This is a genomic window from Xenorhabdus sp. IM139775 (genome assembly GCF_028598745.1).
Classification (GTDB): Bacteria; Pseudomonadota; Gammaproteobacteria; order Enterobacterales; family Enterobacteriaceae; genus Xenorhabdus.
In genome coordinates this window covers 1-19,212 of sequence record NZ_JAQRFK010000063.1, presented here as the reverse complement: position 1 = coordinate 19,212, position 19,212 = coordinate 1, and the positions used below count along the sequence as shown (strand labels likewise).

The 19,212-nt window shown below is 47.4% G+C and carries 25 protein-coding genes; 10 read left to right on the top strand and 15 right to left on the bottom strand.

Annotation, left to right across the window (positions count from 1 at the left end):
* Positions 1 to 278 (bottom strand): transposase (locus tag PSI17_RS12990; protein ID WP_337927214.1); only part of this gene is annotated, 278 nt, incomplete at its 3' end.
* 407 nt (positions 279 to 685) lie between these two features.
* Between PSI17_RS12990 and PSI17_RS12985 the strand changes: the two genes are divergently transcribed.
* On the top strand, positions 686 to 937 hold the full coding sequence (locus PSI17_RS12985; protein WP_273552372.1) for a helix-turn-helix domain-containing protein: 252 nt from the start codon (positions 686 to 688) through the stop codon (positions 935 to 937).
* Positions 938 to 1,282 (top strand): HipA N-terminal domain-containing protein, encoded by a 345-nt coding sequence (locus PSI17_RS12980; RefSeq protein ID WP_273552371.1) that lies wholly within the window; start codon positions 938 to 940, stop codon positions 1,280 to 1,282. It begins immediately after the preceding gene.
* A 212-nt stretch (positions 1,283 to 1,494) separates the two neighbouring features.
* Here PSI17_RS12980 and yjgA read toward each other — a convergent pair whose 3' ends face one another.
* The gene (yjgA, locus tag PSI17_RS12975) at positions 1,495 to 2,031 is read right to left on the bottom strand and encodes a ribosome biogenesis factor YjgA (RefSeq protein ID WP_273552370.1); all 537 of its coding nucleotides are present in this window, start codon (positions 2,029 to 2,031) and stop codon (positions 1,495 to 1,497) included.
* A gap of 199 nt (positions 2,032 to 2,230) precedes the next feature.
* Here yjgA and pmbA point away from each other — a divergent pair, with 199 nt between their 5' ends.
* Positions 2,231 to 3,574 (top strand): metalloprotease PmbA, encoded by a 1,344-nt coding sequence (gene pmbA, locus PSI17_RS12970; RefSeq protein WP_273552369.1) that lies wholly within the window; start codon positions 2,231 to 2,233, stop codon positions 3,572 to 3,574.
* 50 nt (positions 3,575 to 3,624) lie between these two features.
* Here the strand turns inward: pmbA and rnk are convergent, their stop codons facing one another.
* From rnk to PSI17_RS12905, 13 genes are all read right to left on the bottom strand, one after another.
* Positions 3,625 to 4,035 carry a nucleoside diphosphate kinase regulator gene (gene rnk / locus PSI17_RS12965; protein WP_273552368.1) on the bottom strand — a complete coding sequence of 137 codons (411 nt, stop codon included), beginning with the start codon at positions 4,033 to 4,035 and terminating at the stop codon, positions 3,625 to 3,627.
* A gap of 205 nt (positions 4,036 to 4,240) precedes the next feature.
* Positions 4,241 to 5,476 carry an alanine racemase gene (gene alr / locus PSI17_RS12960; protein ID WP_273552367.1) on the bottom strand — a complete coding sequence of 412 codons (1,236 nt, stop codon included), beginning with the start codon at positions 5,474 to 5,476 and terminating at the stop codon, positions 4,241 to 4,243.
* Positions 5,477 to 5,914: 438 nt separating this feature from the next.
* The gene (gene npr, locus PSI17_RS12955) at positions 5,915 to 6,187 is read right to left on the bottom strand and encodes a PTS phosphocarrier protein NPr (RefSeq protein ID WP_273552366.1); all 273 of its coding nucleotides are present in this window, start codon (positions 6,185 to 6,187) and stop codon (positions 5,915 to 5,917) included.
* Between the two features lie 17 nt (positions 6,188 to 6,204).
* On the bottom strand, positions 6,205 to 7,056 hold the full coding sequence (rapZ, locus tag PSI17_RS12950; RefSeq protein WP_273552365.1) for an RNase adapter RapZ: 852 nt from the start codon (positions 7,054 to 7,056) through the stop codon (positions 6,205 to 6,207).
* A gap of 133 nt (positions 7,057 to 7,189) precedes the next feature.
* On the bottom strand, positions 7,190 to 7,666 hold the full coding sequence (gene ptsN / locus PSI17_RS12945; RefSeq protein ID WP_273552364.1) for a PTS IIA-like nitrogen regulatory protein PtsN: 477 nt from the start codon (positions 7,664 to 7,666) through the stop codon (positions 7,190 to 7,192).
* A 159-nt stretch (positions 7,667 to 7,825) separates the two neighbouring features.
* A complete protein-coding gene (hpf, locus tag PSI17_RS12940) occupies positions 7,826 to 8,113 on the bottom strand; it encodes a ribosome hibernation promoting factor (protein ID WP_273552363.1) in 288 nt (95 codons plus the stop codon).
* Positions 8,114 to 8,136: 23 nt separating this feature from the next.
* Positions 8,137 to 9,573 (bottom strand): RNA polymerase factor sigma-54, encoded by a 1,437-nt coding sequence (gene rpoN / locus PSI17_RS12935; protein WP_273552362.1) that lies wholly within the window; start codon positions 9,571 to 9,573, stop codon positions 8,137 to 8,139.
* A gap of 68 nt (positions 9,574 to 9,641) precedes the next feature.
* Positions 9,642 to 10,367 carry an LPS export ABC transporter ATP-binding protein gene (lptB, locus tag PSI17_RS12930; protein WP_273552361.1) on the bottom strand — a complete coding sequence of 242 codons (726 nt, stop codon included), beginning with the start codon at positions 10,365 to 10,367 and terminating at the stop codon, positions 9,642 to 9,644.
* Positions 10,368 to 10,373: 6 nt separating this feature from the next.
* A complete protein-coding gene (lptA, locus tag PSI17_RS12925; RefSeq protein ID WP_273552360.1) occupies positions 10,374 to 10,922 on the bottom strand; it encodes a lipopolysaccharide ABC transporter substrate-binding protein LptA in 549 nt (182 codons plus the stop codon).
* Positions 10,903 to 11,496 (bottom strand): LPS export ABC transporter periplasmic protein LptC, encoded by a 594-nt coding sequence (gene lptC, locus PSI17_RS12920; RefSeq protein WP_273552359.1) that lies wholly within the window; start codon positions 11,494 to 11,496, stop codon positions 10,903 to 10,905. Before lptC ends, lptA begins: the two co-directional genes overlap by 20 nt.
* 18 nt (positions 11,497 to 11,514) lie before the next feature.
* Positions 11,515 to 12,078 carry a 3-deoxy-manno-octulosonate-8-phosphatase KdsC gene (gene kdsC, locus PSI17_RS12915; protein WP_273552358.1) on the bottom strand — a complete coding sequence of 188 codons (564 nt, stop codon included), beginning with the start codon at positions 12,076 to 12,078 and terminating at the stop codon, positions 11,515 to 11,517.
* Positions 12,079 to 12,115: 37 nt separating this feature from the next.
* Positions 12,116 to 13,084: an arabinose-5-phosphate isomerase KdsD gene (gene kdsD, locus PSI17_RS12910; RefSeq protein WP_273552357.1), complete on the bottom strand. Its 969-nt coding sequence runs from the start codon at positions 13,082 to 13,084 to the stop codon at positions 12,116 to 12,118.
* A 35-nt stretch (positions 13,085 to 13,119) separates the two neighbouring features.
* Positions 13,120 to 14,100, bottom strand: a complete 981-nt coding sequence (locus PSI17_RS12905; protein ID WP_273552356.1) for a calcium/sodium antiporter — start codon at positions 14,098 to 14,100, stop codon at positions 13,120 to 13,122.
* A gap of 230 nt (positions 14,101 to 14,330) precedes the next feature.
* On the opposite strand from PSI17_RS12905, the gene mlaF reads away from it, so the two are divergent.
* From mlaF to murA, 7 genes are all read left to right on the top strand, one after another.
* Positions 14,331 to 15,134: a phospholipid ABC transporter ATP-binding protein MlaF gene (gene mlaF / locus PSI17_RS12900; RefSeq protein ID WP_045972804.1), complete on the top strand. Its 804-nt coding sequence runs from the start codon at positions 14,331 to 14,333 to the stop codon at positions 15,132 to 15,134.
* A gap of 10 nt (positions 15,135 to 15,144) precedes the next feature.
* Positions 15,145 to 15,927: a lipid asymmetry maintenance ABC transporter permease subunit MlaE gene (mlaE, locus tag PSI17_RS12895; RefSeq protein ID WP_273552373.1), complete on the top strand. Its 783-nt coding sequence runs from the start codon at positions 15,145 to 15,147 to the stop codon at positions 15,925 to 15,927.
* A 4-nt stretch (positions 15,928 to 15,931) separates the two neighbouring features.
* Positions 15,932 to 16,441 (top strand): outer membrane lipid asymmetry maintenance protein MlaD, encoded by a 510-nt coding sequence (gene mlaD, locus PSI17_RS12890; protein ID WP_273552355.1) that lies wholly within the window; start codon positions 15,932 to 15,934, stop codon positions 16,439 to 16,441.
* Positions 16,442 to 16,474: 33 nt separating this feature from the next.
* On the top strand, positions 16,475 to 17,101 hold the full coding sequence (gene mlaC / locus PSI17_RS12885; protein ID WP_273552354.1) for a phospholipid-binding protein MlaC: 627 nt from the start codon (positions 16,475 to 16,477) through the stop codon (positions 17,099 to 17,101).
* 17 nt (positions 17,102 to 17,118) lie between these two features.
* On the top strand, positions 17,119 to 17,472 hold the full coding sequence (gene mlaB, locus PSI17_RS12880; protein ID WP_273552353.1) for a lipid asymmetry maintenance protein MlaB: 354 nt from the start codon (positions 17,119 to 17,121) through the stop codon (positions 17,470 to 17,472).
* Positions 17,473 to 17,602: 130 nt separating this feature from the next.
* A complete protein-coding gene (ibaG, locus tag PSI17_RS12875; RefSeq protein WP_273552352.1) occupies positions 17,603 to 17,857 on the top strand; it encodes a BolA family iron metabolism protein IbaG in 255 nt (84 codons plus the stop codon).
* A 57-nt stretch (positions 17,858 to 17,914) separates the two neighbouring features.
* Positions 17,915 to 19,177: a UDP-N-acetylglucosamine 1-carboxyvinyltransferase gene (murA, locus tag PSI17_RS12870; protein WP_273552351.1), complete on the top strand. Its 1,263-nt coding sequence runs from the start codon at positions 17,915 to 17,917 to the stop codon at positions 19,175 to 19,177.
* Positions 19,178 to 19,212: the final 35 nt, after the last annotated feature.

Here is a 19,212-nt window from a genome sequence, read left to right as displayed (position 1 = left end):
TGTTCATCGCCCAAATGCGCCGTCACATAGTCGCGCAGAATATCGCGGGCGACGTCGACGTCCCAGCGGGCGCGCTCCAGCAGATGTTGAATGCCATCAGGCGTGCGTTCGCCTATCCATTCCGCCAGTTGCCAGCCATTTTTACGTTCAACGTCACTGAGCAGCCCCCGGAGATAAGCGAGGCTGCGTTGCTGTGGGCCGGGATGGTGAAACAAGGGAGCCAGACGGGTATGAAGTGAGAGCAGTTCCTGTTCCCAGGCATTGGTCGGTGAGTGCATTGAACACCTCCCCGTATTTTCAGGAAAAAAATGTCAGGGCCATCATGCCACAATGGGGCGTACGACTGTAGTATTAGCCCTAAAATATAAAATGCCCGATGAAGTACATCGTCAGGCGTTAAGTAAAATAAGTGTCAACGTACATTAGGACTAGACACTGAACTTCACGTATTGCAAAGTTTTTCTCGTTTTTTCACTCACCTAAGCCAACCTTATTCAATCTACATCAACTTACTGATGTGGGTACAACTACGGGTATATCCAATATTGTAATTCGGTATCAATGCACCATTATACTAATGGGAGTGAAATTGGCTGTAATAGCCATTGATATCATTTTGTGGAGGATATGTTGTTTTTACCCCCTAAAGGGGATATTTACCTTTTATCCTATTAAGGGGATATTTATGAAGATTACATCACCACAAACACTTGCTGTAGCCATTCGTGAGCAACGCAAAAAAATTCGTCTGACTCAAAAAGATACGGCTGACCGAGTTGGAATGAAACAGAGTACAGTCTCTGGATTTGAGAACAACCCGGAGAAAAGCAAGCTGGAAACTTTGTTTAAATTGCTTTCTGCACTGGATTTGGAACTGCAAGTTACAGAACGTAATGCTTCAAAAAAGTCAGGTAATGGCTGGGCAAGGGAGTGGTAAATGAACAAATTGACTGTTGCATTGAATGGATTGGAAGTGGGCACTTTATTTCGTGATAAAAAAGGGGCTATGTCTTTTCAATACAAAGATGAGTGGCTGGAAGAACCCGGAGCCCGTGCAATATCGCTTTCTCTACCTCTCAGCAGCCAGAAGTATGTAGGTTCAGAGGTATTCAATTTCTTCGATAATTTACTACCTGATTCCAGAGAAATAATCGCCCGTATGCAGGCTAGATTTCAGATAACTAGCAAACATCCATTCGACCTCTTAGCCAGTGTTGGGAGAGACTGTTTTGATGTAAAGCCTGAATTTGTTTTGTCGCATGTTGATAATCATCAGGAATAACAACTAATGGCATGTGAGATATCCTTCAGGTAAATTCTGGGTGAATGTCGGGAAATAGAATCAAACTAATTAAAAAAATAAGGTTATCTTATTTTAGTTACCAAACTACAACATTTAACTAAAAGTGTTAACTTAATCTGGCTAATATTATGAAAAGGAAGGGAAAGCGGGAAATGACCGCCAGTTCTGAATGAAATGGCGGTACAGGAGGATTAAGCAGATTCCGAGAGTTCTTTCAAATATTGGAAAATCTGCCGATAGGATTTAGGCGGCTTATTGGCTGCCTTCTCCTTTTTAGCATTACGAACCAATGCGCGCAGTTGCTGGCGATCAGTGTGTGGATACAGGGCAATAACTTCTTCAAAAGCATCATCGCGTTCAATCAGTTTGTCACGCAGTTCTTCCAGTTTATGCAGAATAACGACTTGCTGGTTGTGGCGGTTTTTCAGTTTGTCCAATGCCGTGGTGATTGGTTCAGGATCGCGGGCACGTAATAATTTACCGATTAATTGTAATTGGCGGCGGCGCCCTTCACGTTTGATTTTCTGTGCCAGCTCAATGGCGGCCAGCAAATCTTCATCCAGTGGGATCCGCTCAAGTTGGTTTTTACTGAGTTCAACCAGCTCCGCCCCCAACTTTTTCAGTATTTCAGCATCCCGCTTGATTTCACTTTTACTGACCCAGATTATCTCTTCTTCTTCCTCTTCAGCAGGATAATTGTCGAGCCAATCTTCAGGCTGCTTTGCCATAATTGTTTTTCCTTCTAAAAAGGCCGGATAAGGTGCGTTTTGCAGCATGACCTATCGTCCGGTGGGTGTTAACATCCTAATATTGTGTATTGTAACTGGGAAAATTGTCTGATTACCACTCGGCATTCGTATCATGAACCGGAAACAGGCATTTTTTCTGACAAATTCTCCCTTTAATTCATTGGATTACGGTTAATTAATGATAGTTACCAATCAACAAATCGCGGAACAGCGTAAGCTGCTGGAAGATGCGGTTGCTCATGCTCTGGAATTAGCGAAAGCCGGTTGTGATGCTGCGGAAGTTGCCGTCAATAAAACGACGGGAATTAGTGTCAGCACCCGCTTTAGCGAAGTCGAAAATGTTGAGTTTAACAGCGATGGCGCACTGGGGCTTACGGTTTATCACCAGCAGCGCAAGGGAAGCGCTTCCTCAACGGATCTTAGCCCAGAAGCGATTGCCCGTACTGTGCAGGCCGCTATTGATATTGCGCGTTATACCTCCCCTGATCCTTATGCCGGCCCAGCCGATAAAGAATTATTGGCGTTTGCTGCCCCTGAGTTAGATCTTTTCCATCCCGCTGCCCTGGATGCAGATAAGGCCATTGAGTTGGCTGCCCGTGCGGAACAGGCATCATTGCAGGCAGATGAGCGTATTACCAATACGGAAGGCGGGAGTTTCAACAGCCATTATGGTATTCAGGTATTTGGCAATAGTCATGGCATGCTGCAAAGCTATTGTTCAAGCCGGCATTCTATGTCGAGCTGTGTCATTGCTGAGCAAGATGGCAATATGGAACGCGATTATGCCTATACCGTGGGTCGCCATCTTGACGATTTGAAATCACCAGAGTGGGTAGGGCAGGAGTGTGCCCGCCGTACGCTTTCCCGTTTGGGCGCGCGTAAATTATCAACGATGAAAGCGCCGGTTATCTTTTCGGCAGAAGTGGCTACGGGTTTATTCGGCCATTTGGTGGGGGCGATCAGCGGTAGCAGCATTTATCGTAAATCTTCTTTCTTGTTGGATAGTCTGGGCAAACCGATTTTGCCTTCATGGCTGACGATTGAAGAGCAGCCTCATTTGCTGCGTGGATTGGCTTCAACGCCATTTGACAGTGAAGGTGTGCGTACAACGCCTCGTGAGATTGTCAAAGAGGGGATTTTACAGACTTGGCTGCTGACTTCCTACTCTGCCCGCAAGTTGGGCATGGTAAGCACTGGCCATGCAGGTGGAATTCATAACTGGCGCATTGCAGGTCAGGGTCTGGACTTTGCCGGCCTGTTGCGTGAAATGGGCACAGGCTTGATCGTTACCGAGCTGATGGGGCAGGGCGTTAGCGCAGTGACAGGGGACTATTCTCGTGGCGCATCCGGTTTTTGGGTCGAGAATGGCGAGATCCAATATCCGGTCAGTGAGATCACCATTGCAGGTAATTTGAAAGAGATGTGGGCAAATATGGTGACAATTGGTAATGATATCGAAACACGCAGCAATATTCAGTGTGGTTCGGTGTTGCTGCCGGAAATGAGTATCGCCGGTCAATAGGGATACTCAATCAACAGCAGCCAGTTCGGTGTCACTGAGCTGGCTGAGAATTAGCGGTGATATTCCCCCGCGGCTTCGGGTTGGTAAAGTATTTCCAGTACTTTTAGCCGGGTTTTTTCACCGTTTGGCAATTGCCACGTTATTTCATCATTGACCCGCAGACCCAAAAGCGCAGCCCCCAAAGGTGCCATGACGGACAGATGTTGGGTGCTGTCTTGCAGGGCAGCAGGATAAACCAGCGTACGAACACGTTCTTCATTGCTGCCCAGATCAATGAAGCGAATTTCGCTGTTCATCGTGACCACATCGGCCGGAATATCTGCTGGTGCCACAATTTCTGCCCGATCTAACTCTTCATTCAAGGCATCAGCGATGCGGGTATTGGCAAATGCCGATTGTTCCAACAGAGAATCTAAACGTTCGGCATCCAATTCATTGATCATGATTTTAGGTTTTTTCATACCACACTCCAAATTAGACTCAATACAAAATAACACCCCGCGTCACAAGGAGGGGGGTGTTATTTTCAAAGTAATTTAGATGATATTAGGCTGTTCTGTCGTGAAAATAAAGAGATCATGATCACGAACTGTTTTGCATTGTTAATGAAACAAGGCTTATTCAGGGGGAGGAAAAGAACAATCTGCCATCATTTCGGATCGTGGATTATTTATCTGTGGTCACGACGATACGTGGGTTGGTTTCTCCCCAAATGGAAGAAAACTCAACAACGTGCATGCCTCCCCATTTCTGAATATCAGACTGGGTGATTTCGTCATTACCTTGTTTACCGAAAATAACCACTTCATCGCCGCTCTTCACGTCTGGCAGATCGGTGACATCGACCATCACGGTATTCATGGAAACGCTGCCGACAACGGGGGCACGGTGACCGTTGATCAGGACATAGGCTTTGTTTGACAGGGCAGAGCTAAAGCCATCAGAGAAACCCACTGGCAAGTTGGCGAGCATGGAATCCCGTTTCAGGATGTGAGTGTTGTCGTAGCCGACGCCATTACCTTTAGGGTAAGGTTTAACTGAAGCAACACGGGTCTTCACTTGAATCAACGGCTTGAACTCTGGGTGGCTGGTGGTCAGGATGCCATACAGCGCACTGCCAACGCGAGCCATGTCGAATTGGGCTTCAGGTATGCTGAGTGAGGCAAAAGAGCTTGATGCGTGCAGCGTGATTTCCTCTCTTTTCAGATTGGCTGTTGTGATCAACCAAGAAGTTTGTTCCTGGAAATTTTTAATGCTGTCACGGATGGCATCCATACCCGTGAACGCATGGTGGCTCATCATGCCGGCCAGTTTCAGGTTAGGCAACTGAGTGATTGCTAGCGCTTCTTGTTTGCCCTGCTCAGTTTTCATTTCCAATCCATTGCGGCTCATAAGACCGGTGTTCAGCATCAGATGGACGCGAATTTCTTTACCGTGTTTTTTGGCCAGCGCATCAATGGCTTTAGCATGATCCAAATCACCGATCATCTCTTCCATCTCATAGCCCAGTGTACTTTCGATTTCAGCAATGTCAGCAGTGCGGACACGGATCAGTTGCCCTTTAAAGCCGCTTTCACGCACGATACGGGCTTCTTCATTACTGGTGATCCCGACGCAAGGCACGCCAGTTTTAATGATGGATGGCATCAACAGGCCAAGGCCATGACCATAAGCATCACCTTTCAGAACCGCACACATTTTGGTGCCGTTGTTCAGTTTTTTTTGCAATGTGTGGATATTATTTTCGAAAGTGGTGGTATTGATTTCAACCCAAGCGTTATTGGTTGCTGCGATGCTTTCTGCGTGGGTGTTATCTAAAGAGAGCACGGGCGCTGCTTGGGCAGTACCTTGAAACAGACTCAGGCCAAGCAGGATCGCCAGTGTGGTTTTATTAAAACGCATGAAGTAAATCTCCAGTTTAGGATTTGTGCGTACAATGCACGGTACGTAAATGCGCCTTGATGATAAGTTTTTTATTAATTTATTTCACACGGTTAACTTATTGAAAGCTAACATTTATTGTTTATCTAATACTATTTATAAATAGTCAGTATGATTAACTGGGTTAATGGTTTTAGCCGATTGTTTTTATGGCTGGAGACAGATTTATAGTCAGAATATATGAAGGTTTTTTTATCTTTTGTCAGTTTTAATGACTTGTTTTTTGCTATTGTTAAAATCGGATAGCGTCAGAAAACGCGAGTTAGCGATTGAAATGGGTAAGATTGAAACGGGTAAGATTAAGACGGGTAAAGTGAAGGGGGGGGGAGAGGACGCGTTGTTTTTCAGGTCGTGAAATGATCAGTTGGGTTATTCGGCGTCTATGGGGGATATGCGCGATTATTCCTCACCAAACCCGACATTGAAGAGTTCGATAATCGCGGCCAGCGCTTGCTGTTCATCCGGCCCGCTGACCTCAACGTCAATATGGCTGCCTTGTTCGGAATCGAGCATTAACATGGCAATGACGCTACGGGCTTCGGCCTGTAAATGACTGCTGTTACGCAGGATCACTTCTGATTGAAACTGTTGTACCAGATCATGCAGTTTCATCGCAGGCCGGGCGTGCATTCCGAGCCGATTTTTAATTTCAAGTCGTTGCTTGACAGTCATGGCGTGCGCTATTCGTATTATTTGCGTTTTTCCAGCGTGCGGTGACGTGATTGCACGTTTTTGCCACGGGAACGGAAATAATCAGCCAGTTGTTCTGCCACATAAACGGAACGGTGTTTACCGCCTGTGCAACCAATCGCGACAGTCAGATAGCTGCGATTGTTGGTTTCCAGCATGGGGAGCCAAAGCTCAAGGTAGCTGCGGGTCTGGTAAATAAAATTATGCACCTCTGTGTGACGATCCAAAAACGCGGCCACCGGGCGATCCAAACCGGTCATGGGGCGCAGTTTCGGATCCCAGTGCGGGTTTGGCAGGAAACGCACATCGAAAACGTAGTCTGCGTCAATAGGAATACCATGTTTGAAACCAAAGGATTCGAATACCATGGTCAGTTCCCTTTCCCGCTTGCCCAATAAGCGCGTCCTGAGCATTTCCGCCAGTTCATGAACGGACATTTCAGAGGTATCAATGATCAAGTCAGCGCGTGAGCGCAGGGGTTCCAGCAAGTCGCTCTCTTGGTCAATGGCGCTTTCCAGTGACAAACTCTTGCTGGATAGCGGGTGTAAACGGCGAGTGTCACTGTAGCGACGGATCAGGGTATTACGATCCGCATCAAGAAACAGTAACTGCGGCGAAAAACTGTCAGGCAACTGTGTCAGCGCCTCTTCAAAAATCTCCGGCGACTCCGGCATATTTCTGACATCAATACTAACCGCCGCCGAAATATCACGTTCAGCCAGTGTGCTTGCCAATTCTGGCAGCAACACCACGGGTAGGTTATCTACGCAATAGAAGCCCATGTCTTCCAGTGCACGCAGGGCAACGGATTTTCCAGAACCTGAACGACCACTGACGATCATCAGCACCATGAGGTGACTCCCCCTAAATGTTTATAATTGTAATCGCTATTTATACTCGTCGTACTTCAAGAGGCATTTATTATCTCCCCGTGGCGCGGGGAGATAATAAGCGGCTTTCGTCTTGCAAGCGGTAACTTGAAGTTTATAAGGTATATTCAGTAATGATTTTATACAGTTCCTCATCACTCTGCGCTGAACGCAGGCGACGGCAGAGATTTTTATCTGCAAGGCGTTTTGCAATCAATGATAGTGAATGTAAATGGGTTTGACACTGGTCTGATGGCACCAATAAAGCAAACAGCAAGTCAACAGGTTGATTATCGATAGCGTCAAAGGTAATGGGTTGTTCCAGATGCAAAAATACCCCAACGGCATTATCCGAACACTCTTTATCCAATTTGCCGTGAGGAATGGCGATCCCGTTGCCAATGCCTGTTGTGCCGACTTTTTCGCGGGAAAGAATAGCTTCGAATACGGTGTTTTCCGGCACTCCGAGCTGTTTTGATGCCAGCTCACTGATAATCTCTAAGGCGCGCTTTTTGCTCGAACAAGGGACGTTGTTGCGTGTACATTCGGGTGAAAGCACCGAGCTTAGTGGTAAATCTGTTTCGTTGTTCATTTCTTTATTCACTTAGGGCCTTGTTATACCGGATGCCTGATAACGCATCCGGTATGGATTCACTGCGCTAAAACGGATCTACAGCTTGTCATCGGCGCTATAGACGGTGTTATAGAGAGAACAGTGATATTTTATGACGGCCCCGTTGCCTGGAAGCGATTAATGTTGTCTCAATTTACTTTTGTGTTTGGTCAATTGACGCGCTAACTTATCGACGAGTGCATCAATTGCCGCATACATGTCTTCATGTTCTGAGGCTGCATGCAACTCACTTCCATTAACATGCACCGTGGCTTCAGCGATCCTTTGCACCTTTTCCACCCGGAGAATGACTTGGATGAGGTTAATTTTATCGAAATATTGATCCAATTTGCCGCATTTGGTATTCACGATATTGCGAAGTGCATCTGTGATTTCAATATTGTGGCCTGTAACATTGAGTTGCATAGTGTTTTCCTTCTCTGTGTGGTTCAAACCAGTTTTTTACGTTGGTTTGAAGGCGGGATGGATAACGACTCTCTATATTTTGCGACAGTCCGGCGAGCCACTTGAATACCTTGTTCAGCGAGTATACTGGTCAACTTGCTGTCACTCAGTGGCTTGGCCGGATTTTCTGCCGCAACCAGTTTTTTCACCAGCGCCCGTATTGCGGTAGAAGAGGCTTCACCTCCGCTATCCGTATTGACGTGGCTGGAGAAAAAATATTTAAGTTCAACGATCCCGCGCGGACTATACAGATACTTTTGTGTTGTCACACGGGAAATGGTGGATTCATGCATGTCAACTTGATAGGCGATATCAGCCAGTACCAGTGGTTTCATGTGTTCCTCACCATACTCAAAAAAATCTTGTTGCCGTTCAACAATGCAGCGGGCGACTTTTAACAGTGTCTCATTCCGGCTTTCGAGGCTTTTGATCAACCATTTGGCCTCTTGCAAGTGATTGCGTATGAATAAACTGTCACTTTCATTGTTGGCTCGTTGCCCCAGTGCTGCGTAGTGTTGGTTGATCCGCAGGCGGGGGAGGCTATCGGTATTTAGCCTGACTTGCCAGTTTGCATTTTCTTTCTGCACCAGAACATCGGGAATAACATACTCGGATTCACCTGTATTGACTACCAAACCCGGTTTTGGTTCCAGTGATTGAATGATATCAATGGCCCCTTTCAACGCATTTTCTTTTAATTTGCCCTGACGCAATAAATGACGGAAGTCCCGGTTACCCAGTCGTTCAAGGTATTTGCTGACAATCAGTCTGGCATCATTCAGGTGAGGTGTTTCCGACGGTAACATGGAGAGCTGGATAAGCAAGCATTCGCGTAAGTCACGGGCGGCAATCCCAATCGGATCAAAATGCTGTATACGTTTGAGGACGGTTTCAACCTCTTCTAGAATCAGTTCCTCATCACCCATACTGGCAAGGATTTCTTCGATGGAAAGGGTCAGGTATCCGGTGTCATCAATGGCGTCAATGATTGAGGTGGCAATGGCCGCGTCCGTTTCAGTAAATGGCGTCAATCCTGCCTGCCACATGAGGTAATCTTGCAGTGTTTGGGTGGTTTCTCCCTGATAGACGGGGAAATCCTCAGCGCTATAATCACTGCTGGTGCCTGAAGGCGTGCCAGCGGTGTAAATTTCATCCCAACTGGTATCCAATGGCAGCTCTTCAGGCATATCCCGCTGTTCAAGTGCGTCTCGGGTATCCATGACTTCCGCTTCGCTGTCAGGCGCCTGATTCTCCACTTCCTGATGCAGATCTTCCTGTTCAAGCAGCGGGTTAGTTTCCAAAGCCTGCTGAATCTCCTGCTGAAGCTCAAGCGTAGAAAGTTGCAACAAACGGATGGCTTGCTGGAGTTGTGGCGTCATCGTCAATTGCTGACTGAGCCTGAGTTGCAAACTTTGCTTCATAGCGTTCCACTTTCTCCTTAATCTAGCCTGAATGGTTCCTTGAATCGCGCCTGACAGAAGAATAACCGTTAAAGACGGAAACCTTCGCCTAAATAGACGCGTTTGACTTGCTCGTTATTCAGGATGTCATTCGGAGTACCGTGGGCAATCAGATGACCTTGGCTGACAATATAAGCCCGTTCGCAGACATCCAGTGTTTCACGGACATTATGGTCAGTAATCAGTACACCCAACCCGTAATCCCGCAGGTGTTGAATGATCTTTTTAATATCCAGTACGGAAATGGGATCAACGCCGGCAAAGGGTTCATCCAACAGGATGAATTTGGGGTTGGCTGCCAGTGCGCGGGCAATCTCCACACGACGGCGTTCACCACCGGAAAGGGATTGCCCAAGGCTGTCACGCAGGTGAGAGATGTGAAATTCTTCCATCAACTCTTCTGCACGTACTTTTCGCTGCTCTTGGGTCAGATCTTTGCGGATCTCCAGTACCGCCATCAAATTGTCTAAGACACTTAAGCGACGGAAGATAGAGGCTTCCTGAGGCAAGTAACCTATTCCACGGCGTGCACGCTCATGCAGGGGCAGCAGGCTGATATCTTCTTCATCAATGGTAATCGCGCCGGCATCACGTGGAACAATACCGACGACCATATAGAAAGTGGTGGTTTTACCTGCCCCATTGGGGCCAAGTAAGCCAACGATCTCCCCTGATTTCACGTTCAGGCTGACGTTCTCAACGACCTTACGGCCTTTATAGGCTTTCGCCAGGTTTTCTGCGTTTAGTATTGCCATTGGTCGTTATTTACCCTTTTTCTGAGCATCAGCGCCATGAGCACCCGGGCCTTTTTCCTGTAGCTGGGCAGGTAACAGGACGGTGGTGACATGTTTACCTTTATCACTAAAGGCTTCCATCTGTTGTGTTGGTACGAGATAAGTGATCTTATCGCCCTTGATATTGCTGTCTAGCTGTTCAAGATAGGCGTCACCAATTAGCGTGACCAGCTCTTTGTCCATCTCATAACGCATCTTTGAGGCATGACCTGTGAGCGGCTTGCCATCATCTTGCAATTGATAAAAAGTGGCCGGATTACCGTAAGCGTCAATGACGGTCTTGTTGGAATCCCCCTCAGGGCGGGTCACAACGACTTTATCTGCATGAATGTCAATGGAGCCTTGTTTTACGATCACATTCTCCGTAAAGGTGGCAATGTTTCCCGTTAAATCCAAAGACTGTCTTGCTGAGTCAATGGTAATCGGCTTTTTGGTATCTTCTTTCAAGGCCAGTACGGGCAGGCTGACTGCAAAAAGTGTACTGGCAATAACGGTATTACGGATTAGGTTGTTCATGTGGAATCTCATATTGAGTGGTCACCTTTTCAATCAATTCAGCAGTTTTATTTCGCAAATTGCCACGCATTCTCATGCCAACAGATTTTAAACCGACACCGATCAGCGTCACGCGGTCATCGGATGCGACATCTTGTGTTGTGAGATTAATGGTCGCGTTGTCTGTTGTGATCCGCTGCAATTGTGACGCATCGGTCAGGCTATCCACTTGGACATCCCCATACAGATAGAGCATCTGATCATTGGTCAGTTTGGCCTTGTTGGCGCGTATTGTCCATGTCGCTATCGGGGTTGCGGAAGCGTCATTAGGGGCAAATGTGGTTAATACGGGGTTTGTAAACCAGGTCAGTTTGGTTTCCGTATAGTTTTTAACATCGTCAGCGATCAGTCTGTAAGCCAGTTTGCCTTCCGGATCATAGACAAAAGTAATGGCTTCCTGTGTTTGATAAGTCGGATAACCATCATCCACAATGGCTGATGAGTTATCATCATTGACGTTCGATAAATTCCAGCCAATCAGCGCAAGCGCGATCAGTGCCAGTAGTGCGATCAGCCAGGATTGAATTTTGCTCATTCTTTTTTCAGTTCTAATTTATATGGATAACCCTTTGGCATCTTCGAGCTTGTTTTGCGCGAAGAGCACCAAATCACACAGTTCCCTGACTGCACCACGACCGCCGGCAATCTGAGTCACATAATCTGCTTTTGGCAACAGCAATGGATGGGCATCAGCAACGGCAACAGATAACCCCACTTGTGCCATGACAGGCCAGTCAATAAGATCATCACCCATATAGGCGACGTGTTCTGGCTGCAACGCTAGTTTATCCAACAGTTCCTTATACGCCAAAACCTTATCGTTTTGTCCTTGGTAAAGATGTGTAATACCCAGTGTTTCTGCCCGATTTTCCAGCAGTTTTGCCTTGCGGCCGGTAATAATGGCAACATCAATACCCGAAGTGATTAAACAACGGATGCCATAACCATCACGAACGTTAAAGGCTTTCAGTTCTTCGCCTTCATTGCCCATATAGATAAGCCCGTCAGACATCACGCCATCAACATCACAAATCAGCAGACGGATTTGACGGGCTTTTTCGATAATTGTTTTGCTTACTGGGCCATAACAGGTGTCCAGGTACTCTTTTTGACTCATTAAGGCATTCTCTTAAGATTGATAGCGGTTTACTTGCCTACACGACGCCGGCCTGCAAAAGATCGTGCATGTGCAGTACACCAAGTAATTTGTCACCTTCTGTGACTAATAGTGAAGTGATATGGCGCGATTGCATCAGGTTCAAGGCATCCACTGCCAGTGCATTGGGTCTGATACGGATGCCACCGGCCGTCATGACATCCGCGATTTTTGCATGGTTTAAATCAATACCCATATCGAAAACACGGCGCAAATCACCATCGGTAAAAATACCGCGGATCTGCATGTCATCATCACAGATCACCGTCATGCCCAATTTTTTGCGGGTGATTTCCACCAAGGCCTCACGCAGCGTCGCGGTGTGGGGAACATGGGGCATGTCATCGCCGGTGGTCATTAAATCGCTGGCCAATAGTAGCAGTTTGCGTCCCAGTGCACCGCCGGGATGGGAAAGTGCAAAATCTTCGGCAGTAAAGCCACGGGCCTGCAACAGTGCCACGGCCAGGGCATCTCCCATGACGAGTGTTGCGGTAGTACTGGTGGTGGGTGCCAATCCCAAGGGGCAGGCTTCTTGTGGGACTTTGATGCACAAGTGGATGTCTGCGGCTTTGCCCATGCTGCTGTCGCGATTATTGGTCATGCAGATGAGCGGGACGCTTTGGCGTTTGAGAACGGGAATTAACGCCTGAATTTCATTCGATTCACCGGAATTGGAAATCGCCAGCACGACATCTTTTGCGGTTACCATGCCGAGATCACCATGACTGGCTTCGCCGGGATGCACAAAGAAAGAAGGCGTACCGGTACTGGCAAATGTCGCCGCGATTTTCCGCCCAATGTGACCGGATTTGCCCATCCCCATCACAATGACTTTCCCTTCACAGCCGAACATTAATTCACAGGCTTGGCTGAAATCGTCATTAATATATTGCTCCAGTCCGGCCAGCCCTTTGAGTTCATTATGTAATACTTCCTTACCTGCTTGCTGAAAATCGATCTTAGGCATTTTTATTTCTCACTCTTTTCCCACTCAATCGGCAATTACTCAGTACCGTAATAATTAGAAACAAAAAGTACGACAAAATACGCGATAAAACAGCCCAGTAACAAGAGGCCGTTTAATCGGTTCAATCGATGCTTTCTTCCCAGACAAAATACTGTGAATAGTACACTCGCTGCCATCATGACCCAAAAATCCCGGGAAAATGCCTCAGGTGAAAAGACACTGGGGGAAAGTATGGCGGGGACACCTAAGACAAGGGTCAGATTGAAGACATTCGAGCCAATGATATTGCCCATTGCCATGTCGTTCTCCCCTTTTATGGCTGCGGCAATGGCGGTGGCAAGCTCTGGCAAGCTGGTTCCCACGGCAAGGATTGTCAGGCCAATCACCAGTTCACTGAGACCATAAATCCGTGCAATAACGGTTGCATTGTCAATCACCATGCGGGTGGAAATGGGGAGGATCATTAACCCCAAAACAACCCAAAGCAGTGCAATTCCTTTGTTGCCTTCGACAGGCAATTCTGAATTTCGCTCTTGGGTATAGCTATCAACACCACTATGATTTTGGGAAAAAGCCGTCATCTTTATCATCAGTGAGATGAAGAAGAGGGCGGAAAGCACTAAAAGAATACCATCCAACCGGCTCAGGTATCCATTGGACAGCAAATATCCGGCAAATACGGTGATCGCCAACATCAGGGGCACTTCTTGGCGCAGAATTTCTGACTTTACCCTGATGGGCCGAATAAACGCGGCCGCCCCCGTAATTAACAGCAGGTTAGTAATGTTGGAACCAATGGCATTGCCCACGGCCATGTCTGGCTGTCCGTCTAAAATTGCGGTGACAGACACCATCAGCTCTGGCAACGAGGTTCCGATTCCCATAATGATCAGGCCGACAATAAAAGGGGGGATTTTCATGGCGCGGGCAAACACGGCCGCACCATAAACTAATCTATCGGAACCATACACCAGTAAAATCAACCCGGTAATGAGCAGTACAATAGTCAGAAACATGGGGTGTCCCTTAAATCAGTTTTATTCCGAGCATAATGCTAATAATGGTTGATTTTCAAACATGGAACGTTTATTCAGCTAGACTTATACATTCTGACGATCAAGCGATAAAAAGTAAAATTTGTCACAACTTTGCTAACGCAAATTAGACAATTTTTTGTAGTATGCATTATTAATTATTTAAATACAGTCATGAATACAGTTCTATTAACGGTTAGGGGCTTCTAATAATGAGTCAACAAACAGCAAATCTTATTGAGATCTGCGGCATGTATTTCACCCGAGGTCAACGCCCGATTTTTGCTGATATTAATCTGACCGTTCCGAAGGGAAAAATTACCGCCATCATGGGACCTTCTGGTATCGGGAAAACCACCTTGCTACGGTTGATTGGGGGGCAGATTCGCCCTGAACGTGGTGAGATTTGGTTTGATGGCGATAATATTCCGGCATTGTCCCGTCCACGCCTTTATGCTGCCCGTAAGAAAATGAGCATGTTATTTCAGTCAGGCGCCCTGTTTACCGACCTGAATGTTTTTGACAATGTGGCTTTTCCCCTGCGTGAGCATACCCAACTGCCTGAAGCGTTGATTCACACCACGGTGATGATGAAGCTGGAAGCGGTGGGATTGCGTGGCGCTGCGCATTTGATGCCATCGGAACTCTCTGGGGGTATGGCAAGGCGAGCGGCATTAGCCAGGGCGATTGCCCTCGATCCTGACTTAATCATGTTTGATGAACCTTTTGTCGGTCAAGACCCCATCACAATGGGCGTGTTGGTGAAGCTGATTGATGAGCTGAATCATGCGCTGGGTGTGACGTGTGTCGTTGTTTCCCACGATGTGCCTGAAGTCCTGAGCATTGCTGATTATGCTTATATTGTGGCCGAACGGAAAGTGATCGCCGAAGGGACGCCCGATCAGTTGAGAACGAATCAGGATCAGCGGGTACGGCAGTTTCTTGATGGTATTGCTGACGGGCCTGTGCCTTTCCGTTTCCCGGCCGGGGATTACAAAACTGAGTTATTAGGATGATGGAATGTTGATGTTAACACGGGCATTAGCGGCAATGGGCCGACGTACGATTGAAGTGACGGCTTCATTCGGTCGTGCGGGCTTTATGCTGTTCAATGCCATCATAGGTAAGCCGGAACCTGCCAAACAATGGATGCTATTGCGTCAGCAGCTTTATAGCGTGGGTGTCCAATCACTGCTGATCATTGTGGTTTCAGGGCTGTTTATTGGCATGGTGTTGGCCTTGCAAGGTTATCTGGTTTTGACCACATTTAGTGCGGAAGGTAGCCTCGGCATGATGGTGGCGTTATCCCTGCTGCGTGAATTGGGGCCAGTGGTGACGGCATTACTGTTTGCAGGGCGGGCGGGTTCAGCGTTGACGGCAGAAATTGGTTTGATGAAAGCCACCGAACAGATTTCCAGCCTGGAAATGATGGCGGTTGACCCGCTGCGCCGGGTTGTTGCCCCACGTTTCTGGGCGGGTTTTATCAGTATGCCTTTGCTCTCCCTGATCTTTGTGGCTGTGGGGATCTTGGGCGGCGCAATAGTGGGTGTTGATTGGAAAGGCATTGATGGTGGCTTTTTCTGGTCGTCCATGCAAGCTGCGGTGGAATGGCAAAAAGATTTGCTCAACTGTTTTCTCAAGAGTGTGGTTTTTGCTATTACAGTAACGTGGATTGCACTGTTCAATGGTTATGACGCTATCCCAACATCGGAAGGGATCAGCAGGGCAACGACGCGCACAGTCGTTCATGCGTCGTTGGCGGTATTGGGTTTGGATTTTGTGCTGACAGCACTGATGTTTGGGAACTAAGTCGATGCAAAGCAAGAAAAATGAAATTTGGGTTGGGGCTTTTGTCTTGATTGCTTTGGCAGCAATCATTTTTTTATGCCTTAAAGTTGCAAATATCCAATCTCTCGGCAGCCAGCCAACTTATCGTGTCTATGCCGCATTTGACAATATCGGTGGACTGAAAGTCCGTTCACCGGTGAAAGTCGGCGGGGTTGTGGTTGGCCGCGTGGAAAAAATCTGGCTGGATCACAAAACGTATACGCCACAAGTTGAATTGGATATTTTCACGCAATACGACAATATTCCCAATACCAGTTCGCTCTCTATCCGAACTTCAGGGTTGTTGGGAGAGCAATATATTGCGCTCAATATCGGGTTTGATGACCCTGATTTAGGGACGGCGATGTTGAAAGATGGCGATCGCGTTGAAGATACCAAGCCTGCGATGGTACTTGAAGATTTGATTGGCCAGCTTTTGTATAAAAGTGGCGGGAACCAAAAAAAATCCGCTTTGGCACCTGAACAAACACACTAACCGGCAATCCACTGCTTAGGAGAAATAACACTTATGTTCAAGCGATTACTTATGGTTGCGTTGCTGGTGGTTGCGCCATTGGCCAGCGCGACAGATCAAACCAATCCTTACGCATTGATGAAAGATGCGGCAGAAAAAACCTTTACTCATTTAAAGAATGAGCAGTCGCAGATTCAGGCCAATCCAGACGTCTTGCGCCAGATTGTACGTCAAGAATTGATGCCTTATGTGCAAATAAAATATGCCGGGGCACTGGTGCTGGGGCCTTACTACAAACAATCCACACCTGAGCAACGTGATGCTTATTTCAAGGCGTTCGAATCCTATCTGGAACAGGCATATGGTCAGGCGTTGGCGATGTATCATGGGCAAAACTACCAGATTGCACCAGAACAGCCATTAGGTGATAAAACGATAGTGGCCATTCGTGTCACGATTACGGATCCCAATGGGCAACCGCCTGTGCGCCTGGATTTTCAATGGCGCAAAAATAGCAAAACAGGTTACTGGCAGGCTTACGACATGATCGCGGAAGGCGTGAGCATGATCACGACCAAGCAGAATGAGTGGGTGGATATCCTGCGTCAGAAAGGCATTGAGGGTCTGACTGAACAATTGATTATCAGTGCGAAAGCACCGATCACTTTACAAAAGAAATAGACAAAAGAAATAGTGATATGGCAAAAGGTACTCTTGATAACGGCATGATGAGTAAAGAGAATATCAATCAGGAAACGGTGAGTTGGGAAAAGGCCGGCAATACATTGTTTCTGCAAGGCACATTGGATCGTGACAGTTTGCTTCCCCTTTGGCAACAAAAAGAGCAGGCGCTGGAAGGTGTCGATAATATTGATGTTTCTCAACTTAGCCATGTGGATTCTACGGGGTTGGCCCTGTTTATCCAATTAAAGGGGGAATATCAGCAACGTGGCAGGATACTGACTTTTTCAGGTGTGAGTGAGCGTTTAAGCACATTGATAGCGTTGTATGGCCTGCAAGCGCTGCTTGATAAGGATCCGCCCAAGGCATAATGCTTTTTTTGCTAATCCACGCCCTTGTAAGCCATTAGCTTGCAGGGGCGTTTTTCTTGGTTTAAGAGTCGGCTGGATTCCATTAGGATAGCGTCTACTATTATTTTCTAACGACGAATGTGAGCAATTTATGGATACTGATGAAATTAAAAAAGTGCTGATGGAAAAACTGGCACTTGATGAAGTTATCGTTAGCGGTGATGGCAGCCATTTTCAGGTTATTGTCGTTGGTGCACTTTTTGATGGCCTGAGCCGTGTCAAACAACAGCAAACGGTTTATGCTCCCTTGATGGAATACATCGCTGATAACCGTATTCATGCGTTGTCAATCAAGGCTTATACCCCCGCGCAGTGGCAGCGCGACCGCAAACTTCAGGGATTTTGAGGCTGTTTGCCTCGCCGCGAACAGCACGCTTTGAATTAAACAAGAGAATCATGACAGATGGATAAATTTCGAGTGAAAGGGCCTACCTGCTTGTCAGGAGAGGTAACGATTTCCGGGGCAAAAAATGCCGCATTACCAATTATGTTCGCGGCACTACTGGCAGAAGAGCCGGTTGAATTACAGAATGTGCCTGAATTGAAAGATATTGATACCACGATCAAACTGCTCAATCGCTTGGGAACCAAAGTGGAACGTAACGGTTCCGTTTTTATTGATGCCAGTGGGGTCAACGAATATTGCGCCCCTTATGATCTGGTCAAGACAATGCGAGCATCCATCTGGGCATTGGGGCCGTTGGTGGCGCGTTTCGGTCAGGGACAGGTTTCTTTGCCGGGCGGTTGCGCCATTGGCGCGCGTCCGGTTGATCTTCATATTTCTGGGTTGGAGCAGCTTGGCGCAAAAATCGAGCTGGATGAAGGGTATGTCAAAGCCACGGTGAATGGCCGCTTAAAAGGTGCCGGCATTGTTATGGATAAAGTCAGTGTTGGGGCAACGGTGACGATCATGACGGCGGCCACATTGGCAGAAGGCACAACCACCATCGAAAACGCGGCACGCGAGCCTGAAATTGAAGATACCGCTAATTTTCTCAATACGCTGGGTGCGAAAATCAGTGGTGCCGGCACCGATCGCATTGTGATTGAAGGCGTCGAGCGTCTGGGAGGCGGCGTGCATCGTATACTGCCTGATCGTATCGAAACCGGCACCTTCTTGGTCGCTGCTGCAATTTCGCGCGGTAAAGTGGTTTGTCGTCACGCGAAACCTGATACCTTGGATGCGGTTTTAGCCAAACTGCGTGAAGCGGGGGCGGAGATCAACGTGGGAGAGGACTGGATTAGCCTTGACATGCGTGGTCAGCGGCCGAAAGCAGTGACATTCCGTACCGCGCCACATCCGGGTTTCCCAACGGATATGCAGGCTCAATTCAGCTTATTGAACATGGTTGCCGATGGGGCAGGCATGATCACCGAAACTATTTTTGAAAACCGTTTCATGCACATCCCTGAGTTGATTCGCATGGGGGCACGGGCTGAAATTGAGAGCAATACCGTACTGTGTCATGGCGTTGAAAAATTATCTGGCGCTCAGGTCATGGCGACTGATTTGCGGGCTTCTGCAAGTTTAGTCTTGGCGGGTTGCATTGCTGAAGGAACGACAGTCGTAGATCGTATTTATCATATTGACCGGGGTTACGAGCATATTGAAGATAAGCTGCGTGGTCTTGGGGCAAATATTGAGCGCATTAAGACGGCCGGCTAAGCGAAACCACCTCGCCCGAGATGGGCGAGGGATCG